This is a genomic window from Neorhizobium sp. LMR1-1-1.1, assembly GCF_040675795.1.
In the GTDB taxonomy this organism is placed as follows: Bacteria; Pseudomonadota; Alphaproteobacteria; order Rhizobiales; family Rhizobiaceae; genus Neorhizobium; species Neorhizobium cellulosilyticum.
Window position 1 is genome coordinate 1,086,434 of record NZ_JBEGHE010000001.1, and the last position, 15,396, is coordinate 1,101,829.

General features: G+C 59.1%; 12 protein-coding genes. 11 read left to right on the plus strand and 1 reads right to left on the minus strand.

Features of this window, described 5'->3' with window-relative positions; translation table 11 throughout:
• Window positions 1-19 precede the first annotated feature (19 nt).
• From MRBLMR1_RS05115 to murB, 8 genes are read left to right on the plus strand one after another with little or no spacing between them, the layout of a single operon-like run.
• Complete coding sequence (locus tag MRBLMR1_RS05115; RefSeq protein ID WP_148147608.1) at window positions 20-1,480, plus strand: UDP-N-acetylmuramoyl-L-alanyl-D-glutamate--2,6-diaminopimelate ligase; 1,461 nt, start codon at window positions 20-22, stop codon at window positions 1,478-1,480.
• Window positions 1,477-2,910 (plus strand): UDP-N-acetylmuramoylalanyl-D-glutamyl-2,6-diaminopimelate--D-alanyl-D-alanine ligase, encoded by a 1,434-nt coding sequence (locus MRBLMR1_RS05120; protein ID WP_148147609.1) that lies wholly within the window; start codon window positions 1,477-1,479, stop codon window positions 2,908-2,910. The genes MRBLMR1_RS05115 and MRBLMR1_RS05120 overlap by 4 nt, the downstream gene beginning before the upstream one ends.
• Before the next feature lie 28 nt (window positions 2,911-2,938).
• The gene (gene mraY, locus MRBLMR1_RS05125; protein WP_148147610.1) at window positions 2,939-4,039 is read left to right on the plus strand and encodes a phospho-N-acetylmuramoyl-pentapeptide-transferase; all 1,101 of its coding nucleotides are present in this window, start codon (window positions 2,939-2,941) and stop codon (window positions 4,037-4,039) included.
• 16 nt (window positions 4,040-4,055) lie between these two features.
• The gene (gene murD / locus MRBLMR1_RS05130; RefSeq protein ID WP_148147611.1) at window positions 4,056-5,462 is read left to right on the plus strand and encodes a UDP-N-acetylmuramoyl-L-alanine--D-glutamate ligase; all 1,407 of its coding nucleotides are present in this window, start codon (window positions 4,056-4,058) and stop codon (window positions 5,460-5,462) included.
• 4 nt (window positions 5,463-5,466) lie between these two features.
• Window positions 5,467-6,621: a putative lipid II flippase FtsW gene (gene ftsW / locus MRBLMR1_RS05135; protein ID WP_148147612.1), complete on the plus strand. Its 1,155-nt coding sequence runs from the start codon at window positions 5,467-5,469 to the stop codon at window positions 6,619-6,621.
• Between the two features lie 4 nt (window positions 6,622-6,625).
• Window positions 6,626-7,765: an undecaprenyldiphospho-muramoylpentapeptide beta-N-acetylglucosaminyltransferase gene (murG, locus tag MRBLMR1_RS05140; protein ID WP_148147613.1), complete on the plus strand. Its 1,140-nt coding sequence runs from the start codon at window positions 6,626-6,628 to the stop codon at window positions 7,763-7,765.
• Window positions 7,762-9,171 (plus strand): UDP-N-acetylmuramate--L-alanine ligase, encoded by a 1,410-nt coding sequence (gene murC / locus MRBLMR1_RS05145; protein WP_148147614.1) that lies wholly within the window; start codon window positions 7,762-7,764, stop codon window positions 9,169-9,171. Before murG ends, murC begins: the two co-directional genes overlap by 4 nt.
• Window positions 9,172-9,173: 2 nt before the next feature.
• Window positions 9,174-10,148 carry a UDP-N-acetylmuramate dehydrogenase gene (gene murB, locus MRBLMR1_RS05150; RefSeq protein WP_148147615.1) on the plus strand — a complete coding sequence of 325 codons (975 nt, stop codon included), beginning with the start codon at window positions 9,174-9,176 and terminating at the stop codon, window positions 10,146-10,148.
• 364 nt (window positions 10,149-10,512) lie between these two features.
• Here the strand turns inward: murB and MRBLMR1_RS05155 are convergent, their stop codons facing one another.
• Window positions 10,513-11,817: an MFS transporter gene (locus MRBLMR1_RS05155; RefSeq protein ID WP_148147616.1), complete on the minus strand. Its 1,305-nt coding sequence runs from the start codon at window positions 11,815-11,817 to the stop codon at window positions 10,513-10,515.
• Between the two features lie 383 nt (window positions 11,818-12,200).
• Here MRBLMR1_RS05155 and MRBLMR1_RS05160 point away from each other — a divergent pair, with 383 nt between their 5' ends.
• From MRBLMR1_RS05160 to ftsA, 3 genes are read left to right on the plus strand one after another with little or no spacing between them, the layout of a single operon-like run.
• Window positions 12,201-13,127: a D-alanine--D-alanine ligase gene (locus MRBLMR1_RS05160; RefSeq protein WP_148147617.1), complete on the plus strand. Its 927-nt coding sequence runs from the start codon at window positions 12,201-12,203 to the stop codon at window positions 13,125-13,127.
• A gap of 8 nt (window positions 13,128-13,135) precedes the next feature.
• Complete coding sequence (locus MRBLMR1_RS05165; RefSeq protein ID WP_148147680.1) at window positions 13,136-14,047, plus strand: cell division protein FtsQ/DivIB; 912 nt, start codon at window positions 13,136-13,138, stop codon at window positions 14,045-14,047.
• Entirely contained in the window at window positions 14,044-15,375 is a 1,332-nt protein-coding gene (ftsA, locus tag MRBLMR1_RS05170) for a cell division protein FtsA (RefSeq protein WP_148147618.1), read from the plus strand. Before MRBLMR1_RS05165 ends, ftsA begins: the two co-directional genes overlap by 4 nt.
• The last annotated feature ends 21 nt before the right edge of the window (window positions 15,376-15,396 follow it).

Sequence of the window (15,396 nt, forward strand, 5' to 3'; positions counted from 1 at the left end):
CGAAAAATGGAACAGACTGATGAAACTGCGCGATCTTGCCGGTCCGGATTTTCCGGAAGTTAACGACCTTCTCGCTGGCCCCCTTGGAGACCTCGAGATTAGCGGGATTTCCCTGGACAGCCGCAAGATCGAGCCGGGCATGCTGTTTGCTGCTCTGGCTGGCGTCAAGGCCGACGGGCAGGGCTTTATCGGCGATGCTGCGGCGCGTGGCGCCGTAGTCGCGGTGTCGGCGCATCCGGTCGAAGCGAAAATCCCGGTTCTCGTCGTTTCCAATCCACGCCGTTTCGTTGCATTGGCAGCGGCCAGGTTCTTCGGCAAGCAGCCCGAAACGATGGTGGCGGTGACCGGTACGGCGGGCAAGACATCGGTTGCGTCATTCGTCCGGCAGGTCTGGGCGAAGGCCGGGTTGAACGCGGCACAGATCGGCACGACCGGCGTCATTTCTCCGAGCCGCAATGATTATGGATCGCTGACGACGCCCGATCCGGTGGAGCTGCAGAAGCTTCTTGCCGAACTGGCTGATGAAGGCGTGACGCACGCAGCAATGGAGGCATCCAGCCACGGGCTCGACCAGTCGCGTCTCGATGGCGTCAGGCTTTCCGCTGCAGCCTTTACCAATCTCGGTCGCGACCACATGGATTATCATCCGACGGTCGAGGACTATATGGCCGCGAAGATGCGGCTGTTCGATACGCTGATGCCGAAGGGCTCTCCGGCTGTCATTTTTGCTGACGATGCATGGTCCGAGGAAGCTATCCGGGTTGCCAAGGCTTCAGGCCTCGATGTGCGGACGGTTGGGCGCAAGGGCGATTATCTCTGCATCAAACGCGTCGAGCATTTCCGCCACAAGCAAATGGCCGAAGTGCATCACAACGGGCAGATTTTCGAAATCGACATTCCGCTTGCCGGTGATTTCCAGCTTGCCAATGCGCTGGTCGCGGCGGGTCTCGCAATTTCGACGGGTGTCGAGCCTAAGACCGCTTTCAAGGCGCTTGAGACCCTGACCGGCGCTGCCGGACGACTGGAGCTCGTCGGCCATACCAAGGATGGCGCGCTTGCCTATGTCGATTATGCCCACAAGCCGGATGCGCTGGAAAAGGTGCTGACCGCGGTGCGGCCGTTTACCAGCGGCAAGGTGCTTGTCGTGTTCGGCTGCGGCGGCGACCGCGACAAGGGCAAGCGTCCGATCATGGGGGATATTGCCACGCGTCTGGCCGATGTCGTCGTCGTCACCGACGATAACCCCCGTTCCGAGGTTCCGGAAGTCATTCGCTCCGAGATCATGGCGGCTGCACCGGGGGCGATCGAGATCGGCGACCGGGCAAGCGCCATCCGCCACGCCGTGAACCTGCTCAAATCGGGCGATACGTTGATCGTTGCCGGCAAGGGGCACGAGGAAGGGCAGACGATCGGAGCGACGGTATTGCCGTTCTCGGATCATGTCGAAATACGCCGTGCATTGGAGGAGAGGGTATCGTGAGCTTTCTTTGGACATCGCAAGAAATGGCGACCGTCATGGAAGGTCGTCCGATCGGTACGCTTCCGGAAGGCATTACGGGCATTTCGATCGACAGCCGCTCCATCGGCGCGGGTGAAGCCTTTTTCGCGATCAAGGGCGACCGTGTCGATGGTCATGATTATGCGAGCATTGCGGTTGCCAATGGCGCGTCGCTGATCGTCGTCAGTGAAGGCAAGCTTCCCGCACTCGGCCGGCTGACCGTGCCGATGATCGTGGTGGAAGATGTGCTGGTGGCGCTCGGCAAGCTGGCCGTGGCATCCCGCGCCCGCAGCCGCGCGCGTATCATTGCCGTGACCGGATCGGTCGGCAAGACGACAACCAAGGAAATGCTGCGTCAGGTGCTTGCTCCGTCGGGCAAGGTCCATGCAGCCGTTGCATCCTTCAACAATCACTGGGGTGTGCCTTTGACGCTGGCGCGCATGCCGGCAGATACCGATTTCGGTGTTTTCGAGATCGGCATGAACCATGCCGGCGAGATCACGCCGCTGGTGCAGATGGTCAAGCCGCATGTGGCGATCATCACCACGATTGCGGCTGCCCATCTCGGTCATTTCAAGGATCTGGAAGAGATTGCCGCGGCCAAGGCCGAGATCTTCAATGGTGTGGTCGAGGGCGGCGTTGCCGTGCTCAACCGCGATATCAAGCAGTTCGAGTTTCTGGCGGAACGCGCAAAGGAAGCCGGCGTGGCGCGTATCTGCAGCTTCGGCCAGCATGCCAAGGCGGATTTTCGTCTTGCGGATTTCGAAGGCGATGGCGAGGGATCGACGATCTGGGCGGTTCTCGATGGCGAGACGCGCGAAGTCCGGATCGGTGCACCGGGGCGGCATATCGCCGAAAACGCCGTTGCGGCGCTCGGCGCTTGTGATCTCGTCGGCGCTGATCTCGATCAGGCGATCGAAGTGCTTGCGGGCCTCAAGTCCGTCAAGGGCAGGGGGGAACGTCACCGTCTTGCGATCGGCGAGGGCTATCTGACGCTGATCGACGAAAGCTATAATGCAAACCCCGCCTCGATGCGGGCGGCAATCGCTTTGCTTGCCTCGACCATGCCGGACCTTTCCGGCCGGCGGATTGCGGTGCTTGGCGACATGCTGGAGATGGGCGAGTTTTCCGCGCAGTTGCACGAGGAACTGACCGGGCCGCTGCTTGCCGCCGGGATAGAGCATGTCTGGCTTGCCGGCGCGGAGATGTCGGTATTGCGGGACGCGCTTCCGGAAAGCGTTCAGGTGGAATACCGGGAACAGACGTCGGAACTCGTCGACTATGTCGTGCGCTCCGTCAGGTCCGGCGATGTGGTCATGGTTAAGTCGTCGCTCGGCATCGGTTTCGGCAAGATCGTTGCCGGTCTGCTTGACAACTATCCGGCATTCTCCGACACGGACCATCAACTTTGAATTTTAGCGGCTTCGGGAAAGGGCCTTCATGCTGATCTGGCTTGTCGAACTGTCGGACAAACTGCAGTTTTTCAATTTGTTCCGATACATCACCTTCCGGACTGGCGCAGCCCTGTTTACCTCGGCCCTGATCGTCTTCCTGTTCGGCCCGCGGATGATCGCGTCATTGCGTGTGCGCCAGGGCAAGGGCCAGCCTATCCGTGCTGACGGTCCGCAGACACACTTCAAGAAGGCCGGCACGCCGACCATGGGTGGTCTGATGATTCTCGCCGGCATCGTCGGCGGCTCGCTTTTATGGGCCGACCTTTCCAACGTCTATGTCGTGGCGACGCTGCTGGTAACACTCGGTTTCGGCGCCATCGGCTTTTATGACGATTACCTGAAGGTCACCAAGCAGTCGGACAAGGGCTTTTCCGGCAAGGCACGTCTCGGCATCGAGTTCCTGATCGCAGGCATCGCCGTCTTCTTTATGATGCGCATGGCAATGCACGCCCAGACATCCAATCCGGGCCTCGCGACATCTGTCGCTTTCCCCTTCGTCAAGGAATATGTCCTCAATATCGGCTTCTTCTTCATTCTGTTCGGCGGCTTCGTCATCGTCGCGGCCGGCAATGCGGTGAACCTGACCGATGGTCTCGATGGTCTGGCAATCGTGCCGGTGATGATTGCGGCTGCATCCTTCGGCGTTATCGCCTATCTCGCCGGCAATGCGGTTTTCGCCAATTATCTGCAGATCAATTTCGTGCCCGGCACCGGGGAACTTGCGGTCATTCTCGGCGCAGTCATTGGCGCGGGGTTGGGCTTCTTGTGGTTCAACGCACCGCCCGCCGCCATCTTCATGGGCGACACCGGGTCGCTGGCGCTCGGCGGCCTGATCGGCTCGGTTGCCGTCGCCACCAAGCATGAGATCGTCATGGCGATCATCGGTGGTCTGTTCGTTATGGAGACACTTTCGGTCATCATCCAGGTCGGTTTCTTCAAGTTGACCGGCAAGCGGGTGTTCCTCATGGCGCCCATTCACCACCACTTCGAAAAGCTCGGCTGGACGGAAAGTCAGGTCGTGATCCGCTTCTGGATCATCGCCGTCGGCCTTGCGATGCTCGGACTTTCGACACTCAAGCTTCGGTAATTTCGGTTATAATGCGATGATCCCGGTTACGACTTTCAAGGGTAGAAATGTAGCACTGTTCGGGCTCGGCGGATCGGGTCTCGCGACAGCGCAGGCGCTTGTCGCTGGCGGTGCGAATGTTACCGCCTGGGATGACAACCCTGAAAGCGTAACAAGGGCGTCGCAGGCCGGCATCAATGTTGCCGATCTGAGGGGGATAGATTGGACGAAGCAGGATGCTTTCGTGCTTTCACCGGGCGTGCCGCTGACCCATCCTAAGCCGCATTGGACTGTCGATCTTGCAAAGGCTGCCGGTGTCGAGATCATCGGAGACGTGGAGCTTTTCGTGCGCGAGCGCCGCGCCCATGCGCCGGATAGTCCGTTCATCGCGATTACCGGCACCAACGGCAAATCGACAACTACGGCTCTTATCGCGCATATCCTGAAGGAGAGCGGTCGCGATACCCAACTTGGCGGCAATATCGGCACCGCGGTCCTGACGCTGGACGAGCCGAAGGCGGGGCGATTTTATGTCGTGGAGTGCTCTTCCTACCAGATCGATCTTGCGCCGACCCTCAACCCGACCTCAGGCATCCTGCTCAACCTGACGCCCGATCATCTCGATCGGCACGGCACGATGCAGCATTATGCCGACGTGAAGGAACGCCTCGTTGCCGGCAGCGAAACGGCGATCATCGGCGTCGACGACAGCTTCTGCACGCTGATCGCCGACCGTGTCGAGCGGGCAGGCGTAGCTGTGAAGCGGATTTCGAAGCGTAGCCCTGTCGCTGACGGGATCTACGCGGAGGGCACAAAGCTCGTGCTTGCGTATGGTGGTGCGAGCGAATTGTTCGTCGATCTCGATGGCATTCCGACACTGAAAGGCGCGCATAACGCCCAGAATGCGGCTGCTGCAGTGGCAGCCTGCCTGGCTGTGGGTCTTACGCCGACCGAGATTGTTCAGGGGCTGAAGTCCTTTCCCGGCCTCAAGCACCGGATGCAGCCGGTTGGACGCCGCGGTCACGTGGTGTTCGTCAACGATTCCAAGGCAACCAATGCGGAGGCTGCTGCACCTGCGCTGTCGAGCTATGACCGCATCTACTGGATCGCCGGTGGATTGCCGAAAGAAGGGGGCATCACAAGCCTCGCACCACTTTTCTCTCATATAGTAAAAGCTTATTTGATCGGAGAGGCTGCGCCGGCATTTGCGGCCACATTGGGCGAAAGCGTGCGCTACGAAATCTCCGGCACGCTGGATCAGGCCGTCGCCCATGCATCCGCTGATGCCGATGGCGATGCAATCGCTTCGGCGGTGATGCTGTCGCCCGCATGCGCAAGCTTCGATCAATTCAAGAATTTCGAGGTCCGCGGAGATGCCTTCGTGCAACTCGTGGGCGACCTGCAGGACGTGACAATGCTGGTCGATACCGGAAACAGGAGCTGAGACTATGGTAAGCCGCGCAGACCGAGGGCCGCTCGCAGACTGGTTCTGGACGATCGACCGCTATTTTCTTGCTGCCTTCATCCTGTTGATGGGACTGGGCTTCATGCTGTCCTTCGCCGCTTCGCCCGCCGTTGCAGAGCGTATCGGCCTCGACAGTTTCCATTTCGTCGAGCGGCACGCGATGTTCATCATCCCGTCCTTGATCGTGATGTTCGGCCTGTCCTTTCTCAGCCCGCGGCAGGTGCGACGAACGGCCATCATTCTTCTGGCCGTCTCGCTGGTGCTAATGGTTCTGGCGCTGTTTTTCGGCGTCGAGGTCAAGGGGGCGCGTCGCTGGATCGGCGTCGGTATCTTCTCGATCCAGCCTTCCGAATTCATGAAGCCAGCCTTCGTGATCGTTTGCGCCTGGTTGTTTTCCGAACATGCGCGGCAGCCGGAAATACCCGGCAATCTCTTCGCGATCATCCTGTTCGGCATCGTGGCAGCACTTCTGGTCGCCCAGCCCGACCTTGGCCAGACGATCCTCACCAGCGTCGTCTGGGGCGGCATGTTCTTCATGGCAGGCATGCCGTGGATCTGGATTTTCCTGCTTGGCGGCGTTGGCGCAGGTGGTCTCGTGGCGGCCTATTACATGCTGCCGCACGTGACGGCGCGTTTCGACAAGTTCTTGACCGGCGAAGGCGACCGCTTTCAGATCGAGACGGCGCATGAGGCGATCGTGCGTGGCGGCTGGTTCGGCCAGGGGCCGGGCGAGGGGATCGTAAAGCGTATCCTGCCGGACAGCCATACCGACTTCGTCTTCTCAGTCGCCGCGGAAGAATTCGGCATCGTGTTCTGCATGGCGCTGGTGCTGATCTTCGGCTTCATCGTGCTGCGCGGACTTAACCATGCCTTCAAGGAACGCAACGACTTCAACCGTTTTGCCGTTGCAGGTCTCGTTCTTTTGATCGGTATCCAGTCGATGATCAATATCGGTGTGAACCTCGAACTGATGCCGGCAAAGGGGATGACGCTCCCGCTGATTTCCTATGGCGGTTCGTCGCAGGTCGCGATCTGCATCACTGCCGGTTTCATCCTGGCGTTGACTCGTCACCGGCCCGAAAAGCGGGCACAGGAGCGGAGCCTGTTTCGGGCTGCGCATGGCGTTCCCGCGGAGTGAGTAAATGACTAAGGGCACGATCGTTCTTGCCGCCGGGGGAACCGGCGGTCATCTGTTTCCTGCAGAAGCTCTCGGACATGAGCTTCGCAATCGTGGTTATGCGGTTCATCTCGTGACGGACAGCCGCGCCGAACGCTTTGCGGGAAAATTCCCCGCCGACGAAATCCATATCGTGCCTTCCGCCACCTTCGCGTCCAAGAACCCGGTTGCCATGGCCAGGACCGCGTGGACGCTCTGGAGGGGACTTCGTACGGCGCGAAAGCTGATGTCGCGTCTTCGTCCGCTGGCTGTCGTCGGTTTCGGTGGCTATCCGACCGTGCCGCCTCTTCTGGCATCCACGGGCCTTGGAATTCCGACGTTGATCCATGAGCAGAACGCAGTCATGGGGCGCGCCAACAAGGCGCTGGCAAAGCGCGTTCAGGCAATCGCAGGTGGGTTTCTTCCGGAAGGCAGAGGCGAGCATGCGGCCAAGATCGTCGTAACGGGCAATCCCGTGCGCCCGCCGGTTCTGGATGCCGCCAAGATCCCCTATCTCGCATCGCGCGGCGAGGCATCGTTCCGTCTTGTCGTTTTCGGCGGCAGCCAAGGTGCTCAGTTCTTCTCCTCGGCCGTGCCGACGGCGATCAGTCTTCTGGAGCCAGCGCTGAGGGAGCGTCTCGTCGTGACCCAGCAGGCGCGCAAGGAGGACAAGGATCGCGTTACTTCCTGCTTTGCCAAGCTCAATGCCCCGGCAGATATTGCCCCGTTCTTTACCGATATGGCGGATCGGCTGGCCGAGGCGCATCTGGTCATCTGCCGATCCGGTGCATCTACCGTCAGTGAGCTTTCGGTTATCGGTCGCCCGTCGATCCTCGTGCCGTATCCTTACGCGCTCGATCACGATCAGGCCGCGAACGCCGCGGCTCTAGTTGCCGAGGGCGGTGCGCAGGTCGTGGCGCAGTTTGATCTTTCGCCGGAAAAGCTGTCGGCACTGTTGGCTTCCGCAATGAACGAGCCTGATCGTCTTGAGACGATGGCGGCGGATGCGAAGAGGGCGGGTAAGCCAAACGCGACCGAAGATCTGGCTGATCTCGTCATTGCTATTGCAGAAAAGTGCCCGATCGCCGAATACAAGAATAAGAAAAAGAGTGGAGTTCAGGCATGAAGATGCCCAAGGCCATCGGCCTCGTACATTTCATCGGCATCGGCGGCATCGGCATGAGCGGTATCGCCGAAGTGCTGCACAATCTCGGACACAAGGTGCAAGGTTCCGACCAGTCGGACAGTGCCAACGTCCAGCGCCTTCGCGACAAGGGGATCGAGGTTTTCGTCGGCCACGAAGCCAATAATCTCGGTGATGCCGAAGTCGTGGTCGTTTCGACTGCGATCAAGAAGACCAATCCGGAGCTGATCGCTGCGCGTGAAAAATCGCTGCCGATCGTGCGTCGTGCCGAGATGCTGGCGGAACTGATGCGTTTCCGTAACGCGATCGCCATCGGCGGCACGCATGGCAAGACCACGACCACGTCGATGGTCGCCACGCTGCTTGAAGCCGGAGGGCTCGATCCGACTGTCATCAATGGCGGGATCATCAACGCCTACGGCACCAATGCCCGCATGGGCGAGGGCGAGTGGATGGTGGTCGAGGCCGACGAATCGGACGGCACCTTCCTGAAGCTGCCGGCGGAAGTCGCGGTGGTCACCAATATCGACCCGGAACACCTGGACCATTACGGCAATTTCGATGCCGTTCGTGCAGCTTTCCGTCAGTTCGTCGAGAACGTGCCGTTCTACGGTTTCGGCGTTCTTTGCATCGATCATCCCGAGGTTCAGGCGCTGGTCAGCAAGATCGAGGACCGCAAGGTCGTCACCTATGGCGAAAACCCGCAGGCCGATGCACGCTTTTCTAATATCCGCATGGATGGGACAAAGGCGACTTTCGATGTCGAAATACGCCGTCGCCGTACCGGCCGGGTATTCAATTTCAAGGACCTGACCCTGCCTATGCCGGGTCGGCACAATATTTCCAATGCCACGGCGGCGATTGCAGTCGCCAACCGGCTGGGTATTTCGGAAGAGGATATCCGCAAGGGGCTTGCTGCGTTCGGTGGCGTGAAACGCCGCTTCACGCTTACGGGAACCTGGAATGATGTGCAGGTATTCGACGACTACGGGCACCATCCGGTCGAGATCAAGGCGGTGCTGAGAGCTGCGCGCGAGGCCTGCAAGGGGCGGATCATCGCGGTACACCAGCCGCATCGCTATTCACGCCTTTCGAGCCTTTTCGAGGATTTCGCGACCTGCTTCAACGACGCGGACAGCATTATCCTTGCACCGGTCTATGCTGCGGGCGAAGATCCGATTGAAGGTGTCAATTCGGAGACGCTGGTCTCGCACATCCGTGCGGGCGGCCACCGCGACGCGCGCTATATGGCGTCGCCGGCTGAACTGGCACATATTGTTTCAGGCATTGCGAAACCAGGTGATTTCGTGGTTCTTCTGGGAGCGGGTAATATTACACAGTGGGCGGCGTCATTGCCGAGGGAACTGGAAAGCATATCAGGACAGTAAGTATGAAGCAGGTAGATGGGGAAAAGCTGCTGGCCTCGCTCGGGGAGGGCGTGAACCAGTTGCGCGGGCGTCTTACACCGGACGCATCGATGGAAAGGGTAACCTGGTTCCAGGCGGGCGGTCTGGCGGAACTGATGTTCCAGCCGCATGACGTGGACGATCTGATAACCTTCCTGAAACTGTTGCCGGCCGAAGTGCCGCTGACGGTTGTCGGCGTTGGGTCCAATCTGCTTGTTCGCGATGGGGGCATCCCGGGCGTTGTCATCCGCCTCTCCGCCAAGGGATTTGGCCAGGTCGAACTTGTCGGCGAAAACCGCATTCGCGCCGGTGCGATCTGCCCGGACAAGCATATTGCCGCGATGGCCATGGATAACGGTATCGGCGGCTTTGCCTTTTATTACGGTATTCCTGGCTCGATCGGCGGCGCCTTGCGGATGAATGCCGGCGCTAACGGGGGGGAGACTTCCCAGCGCGTGATCGAGGTCCATGCTGTTGATCGGCAGGGCAACAAGCACGTGCTCTCCAAGGAAGACATGGGCTATACCTATCGACATACGGCAGCCTCCAAGGATCTGATCTTCACGCATGCCGTATTCGAAGGGTATCCGGAAGATCGGGCCAAGATCCGAGCCGAGATGGATGCCGTCCGCCAGCATCGCGAAACAGTGCAGCCGATCAAGGAAAAGACCGGCGGTTCCACGTTCAAGAACCCGCCAGATCACTCCGCATGGAAGCTGATCGATGATGCCGGCTGCCGTGGCCTGATGAACGGCGGCGCGCAGATGTCGTCGCTTCATTGCAACTTCATGATCAATATCGGCCATGCGACCGGTTACGATCTCGAATATCTCGGGGAGATGGTGCGTCAGCGCGTGTTCGAACATGCCGGCATCAAGTTGGAATGGGAAATCAAGCGGCTGGGCATTTTCATGCCCGGGCGTGAGGTCAAGCCTTTCCAGGGCGCGACCACGGAGTAACCGGCCGCTCGGTCCGTTCAGGAGGCGTAAACAATGCCTTTCCACCTGAACGGACCAAGCCTCTGGCTAATTCTCCGGATTGGCCTTCGATGGCTTGGCGACTTCTGGTTGCTGACCTCGGCGCCTCGCTGTTTTGGAGCGTTGATCAGATAAGCGCCCCCTTATTTTTCTCTCTATTTTGCCGTTCCTGATTGCTGATGCAGATTGGATTACCGTTATTCTGAACGCACGGGGTAATCGCATCCAAGATGTGCATCCATTCCGGAAACAATCTAATATCAGGCAATATCCAGACAAGAAAAAGCCCGCGAGGCCAATGGCTTCGCGGGCTTTTCTTATGATCTGATTCCGATCCGGTTAAGGATCAGACTTCTTCCTTGCCTGACAGGAAGATGCAGGCAAGCGTGATTAGAGCGGCAACAAGCAGGTAGTAGCCGACATAGGCCATGCCGTAGTTAGCCTGCAGGTAGGTGGCGATATAGGGGGCCAGGGAGGCGCCAAATATGCCAGCCATGTTGAAGGTGATCGACGAGCCGGTATAGCGCACCGTGGTCGGAAATGGTGCGGCCAGCGCCGTACCGATCAGGCCGTAAGTCATGCCCATGAGGACCATGGCCAGAATCACGAACAGGAAGATCATGCCTTCGCCGTTGGTCATCAAGGCCGGCAGGAGGAACGAGAAGGCTGCAATCAGCGCGCTGGTGAGGATCAGCATTTCGCGTCGGCCGTAACGCTCTGCGAGCTTGCCGATTACGACGATGAAGATACCGAAGACAACAGATCCGAGAAGCTGGACTTCCAGCGCATCCAGGAACGGCATCTTCAGAACCTTGACGTTGTAGGACAGAAGATAGGCCGTGCCGATGTAGAACAGCACGAAAGTGGCAAGTGCTACGAATGTGCCGAGTACGAGGCTACGCTTATGCTTGCGGAAGAGTTCCGCGACGGGCACTTCGACGCGTTCATGGCTGTCTATTGCCTTCTGGAATGCCGGGGTCTCGGTAATCGTAAGGCGAACCCAAAGGCCGACAGCGACCAGTATTATCGATGCGATGAAGGGAACGCGCCAGCCCCAGCTGAGCAGCGCTTCCTGCGACATGAAATGCAGGAGGATCCAGAATACGCCGGAGGACAGGAACAGGCCCAGCGGGGCGCCGAGCTGCGGGAACATGCCGTACCAGCTGCGCTTGCCCGGAGGAGCGTTTTCGGTGGCCAGTAGAACCGCGCCACCCCATTCGCCGCCGAGACCGAAGCCCTGGCCGAAACGGCAAAGCGCCAGAAGCAGCGGTGCGACGACGCCAATCTGTTCATAGGTCGGCAGAAGGCCGATCACGACCGTGGAAACACCCATGGTCAGCAATGCGGCTACCAGCGTCGTCTTGCGGCCGATACGATCACCGTAATGGCCGAACACGATCGCGCCGAGCGGGCGTGCAAAGAATGCGATGGAGAAGGTTGCGAAAGATGCGAGAAGCGCGCTCGTGGGGTCGCTGCCGGGGAAGAACAGCGTCGGGAACACCAGGACGGCGGCGGTCGCATAAACATAAAAATCGAAAAACTCGATCGTCGTGCCGACCACGCTGGCCGTCAGGACTTGTGCAGGAGAGTTCGTTGCAACAGGCGCTAACGGCTCAGCAGACGGCGAAGCGGAGGGCGTCGCGTTAGTCATACTGATTCCAGTTCAGAAAAGGTTTTTATATGGCTCTTGGGAGGGCCGCATGCGCAGTATCGTAATTTTATGGCGACCGAAACCCTTTCTGTCGCAATAAATGCAAAAAAAACAGGTCTTGCGAAGAATCATGCGACGAGCTGAGACGTCCCGCAGGAAAGGGAGTGCGCCATGATCTGTGATTTCCTCAAGTGTCGCGTTAACTATTTCCTTCGTAATTTTATCCTTTGTTTTCAGTGTATTGGGCTGTCTCGTTAAGCAAAGTAAACGATTTGTTAACCATTTTGCTGCACCAATGAGGGACGAGTTCGGTGAGAGTCGCTGGCCGCAAGAGGCGGGAGAGGTTCGAAATCCGGGAGTTGTTCTTTTTCAAGAGGTGATGGATGAGTGGCAAGCACGTGGCTGTTCTGATGGGAGGGTTTTCCTCCGAGCGGCCTGTCAGCCTGTCGTCCGGCAAGGCTTGTGCGGATGCGCTTGAGGGCGAAGGTTATCGGGTGACGCGTGTCGACGTCGGGCGTGACGTCGGTTCGGTGCTGGCTGGTCTTCGGCCCGATGTTGCATTTAACGCTCTTCATGGTCCCTTCGGCGAAGACGGGACTATCCAGGGTGTGCTCGAATACCTGGAAATTCCTTACACGCATTCGGGTGTGCTGGCCTCTGCGTTGGCCATGGATAAGGCTCAGGCAAAGCATGTTGCCAAGGCTGCAGGCGTGCCTGTTGCCGATGCGCTTGTCATGGATCGCAAGGATTTCACCAATGTTCATCCCATGCGTGCGCCCTATGTGGTCAAGCCGGTTCGTGAGGGGTCTTCTTTCGGTGTTGTGATCGTTCGTGAGGATCAGTCCCATCCGCCGCAGATCGTGACGTCGCCTGAATGGCGCTACGGCGACGAGGTGATGGTCGAGCGTTATGTCTATGGTCGTGAGCTGACCTGTGGGGTCATGAATGGTCAGGCTCTCGGTGTCACGGAAGTCGTCCCGACTGGTCCGGGATTCTACGATTACGACGCCAAGTATGTTGCTGGTGGTTCAAAACACGTCATTCCGGCGCAGATTTCACCGAATATTTACCAAAAAATACAAGCATGGGCGGTCAAGGCGCACGAGGCTATCGGTTGCCGTGGCGTGAGTCGCTCCGACTTTCGCTTCGATGATCGGTTCTCCGGTGAAGGTGAAGTCATCTGGCTTGAGGTCAATACCCAGCCTGGAATGACCCCGACATCTCTCGTGCCTGAAATGGCTGCTCATGCGGGTTATTCCTTCGGTGAGCTTGTTCGCTGGATGGTGGAGGACGCTTCTTGTCTACGGTGATCGGCAAAATGGCTGGTGGATCGCATCGTCGCGCTGCTTCCGGCGTGGTGGGCGCTGACGATCGTCGCGTTCTGCCGCGGCCGCTGCGTCGCGTCGTGCGCTTTGCGGTCAGTCTTGCCACCGGCAGGATCGATATTCCGGCGCATGCCGGCACGCTGTCCACCTTCGCGTTTTTCGCTGCCGTAGGTCTCTATGGCATGTCTCTCGGTGGTCACGGTCATGTTGTGGCCCAGTCCACAACTGCCGCGGTCGGATTCGCGATCGAAGACGTTCGGGTCTCGGGTAACGATCAGACTTCGGAAATCGACATTCTTCAGCTTCTCGGTCTCGATGGCACGACGTCACTGGTTGCTCTGGATATCGATGCCGCAAGGCGCAAGCTGTCCGAGCTGCCTTGGGTCGAATATGCGGAAGTGCGCAAGGTTTATCCGCGCACGATCGAGGTCATGCTCAAGGAGCGCAAGGCTTTCGCCATCTGGCAGCACGGATCTGAACTTTCGCTGATCGAAAAGAACGGATCGGTTATCGCGCCACTCAAGGACAACAAGTTTGCCTCCTTGCCCCTGTTCGTCGGTCGTGATGCAGAGATTGCTGCCGCATCCTTCGCGCAGGAAATGGACAAGTGGCCTGAGATTGCAAGCCGCGTGCGGGCCTATGTCCGGGTTTCCAGCCGCCGTTGGGATCTGCATCTCGATAACGGCATCGTTCTCAAACTTCCGGAAGAGCGTATCCCGTCTGCTCTGGCTCTCTTGTCCAAACTGGAAAAAGAGCAGGGTGTGCTGGAGCGCGATGTCGCTGCGGTAGACCTTCGTCTTGAAGATCGCACAACCATTCAATTGACTTCCGCTGCGGTGGAGCGTCGTGAGCAAGCGCTCGACGCTCGCACCAAGGCCCTGAAAAAAGCTGGAGCGAAATCGTGAATATGTTCGGTTCCTCCCAATTCGGTATGCCGCGTATGAAGCCCCTGTCATCGAAGCGCAGCCACGTCGTGTCGGTTCTGGATATCGGATCGACCAAGGTCGTGTGCATGATTGCCCGCCTCACTCCGCGCCAGGAAAGCCAAATCCTTCCGGGCCGCACGCATCACATCGAGATCATCGGCATCGGCCATCAGCGTTCACGTGGCGTGAAGTCAGGTGTGATCGCCGACCTCGATGCAGCCGAAAGCGTTATCCGGCTTGCCGTCGACGCTGCCGAGCGCATGGCTGGCCTCACCGTCGACAGCCTGATCGTCAACGTTTCCGCCGGCCGTCTGGCAAGCGATGTCTATACTGCGACCATCGATCTTGGTGGCCAGGAAGTCGAGAATTCCGATCTTCGCAAGGTTCTGGTGGCGGCAAGCAACCAGTCGCAGCGGCATGATCGCGCCATCCTTCACTCGCTGCCCACCGGCTTCTCGCTGGATGGCGAGCGCGGCATCCGTGATCCGCTGTCGATGTATGGCGATGAACTGGGTGTCGACATGCATTTCGTCACCGCTGAACGCATCACGCTGAAAAACCTCGAGCTTTGCGTCAATCGTGCGCATCTATCGGTCGAGGGCATGGTGGCTACACCTTATGCCAGCGGTCTTGCTGCCCTGGTCGACGACGAAGTAGAACTCGGCTGCGCAGCCATCGACATGGGCGGCGGCACGACGACGATCTCCGTTTTCTGCGAAGGCAAGCTCGTTCATACGGATGCAATCGGTCTTGGTGGCCATCATGTCACAACTGATCTGGCGCGAGGCCTATCGACTCGGATAGAAGATGCCGAGCGCATGAAAGTCGTACATGGTTCGGCACTCGCCAATGGTGGCGATGAACGTGACGTGATCTCCGTACCGCCGATCGGCGAGGATGATCGCGATCAGCCGACCCAGGTGCCGCGCTCGCTGGTTACCCGTATCGTTGGCGCCCGCATCGAAGAGACGCTGGAGCTTATTCGTGACCGCATCCAGAAGTCGGGTTTCAGCCCGATTGTCGGAAAGCGGGTCGTATTGACGGGTGGCGCCAGCCAGCTGACCGGCCTGCCGGAAACGGCACGGCGGATTCTCGCCCGCAATGTTCGCATCGGTCGTCCGATGGGTGTCTCCGGTCTTCCGGCGGCAGCCAAGGGCCCGGCGTTCTCCACCGCAGTGGGACTGATCATCTATCCGCAGGTGGCGGATATGGAAACGCATGCATCGCAGGGCGGCCTCATCGGTTCGTTCGGCAACGGAACCGGTCGTTTGGCCCGCATGGGACAGTGGCTGAAAGAGAGTTTTTGACCAGGGGGACAGCCCCTCCCT

Coding starts and splice junctions, on each gene's coding strand:
- MRBLMR1_RS05115 (WP_148147608.1), top strand. CDS start 20: ATGAAACTGCGCGATCTTGCCGGTCCGGATTTTCCGGAAGTTAACGAC.
- mraY (WP_148147610.1), top strand. CDS start 2,939: ATGCTGATCTGGCTTGTCGAACTGTCGGACAAACTGCAGTTTTTCAAT.
- murD (WP_148147611.1), top strand. CDS start 4,056: ATGATCCCGGTTACGACTTTCAAGGGTAGAAATGTAGCACTGTTCGGG.
- ftsW (WP_148147612.1), top strand. CDS start 5,467: ATGGTAAGCCGCGCAGACCGAGGGCCGCTCGCAGACTGGTTCTGGACG.
- murG (WP_148147613.1), top strand. CDS start 6,626: ATGACTAAGGGCACGATCGTTCTTGCCGCCGGGGGAACCGGCGGTCAT.
- murC (WP_148147614.1), top strand. CDS start 7,762: ATGAAGATGCCCAAGGCCATCGGCCTCGTACATTTCATCGGCATCGGC.
- murB (WP_148147615.1), top strand. CDS start 9,174: ATGAAGCAGGTAGATGGGGAAAAGCTGCTGGCCTCGCTCGGGGAGGGC.
- MRBLMR1_RS05155 (WP_148147616.1), bottom strand. CDS start 11,817: ATGACTAACGCGACGCCCTCCGCTTCGCCGTCTGCTGAGCCGTTAGCG.
- MRBLMR1_RS05160 (WP_148147617.1), top strand. CDS start 12,201: ATGAGTGGCAAGCACGTGGCTGTTCTGATGGGAGGGTTTTCCTCCGAG.
- MRBLMR1_RS05165 (WP_148147680.1), top strand. CDS start 13,136: ATGGCTGGTGGATCGCATCGTCGCGCTGCTTCCGGCGTGGTGGGCGCT.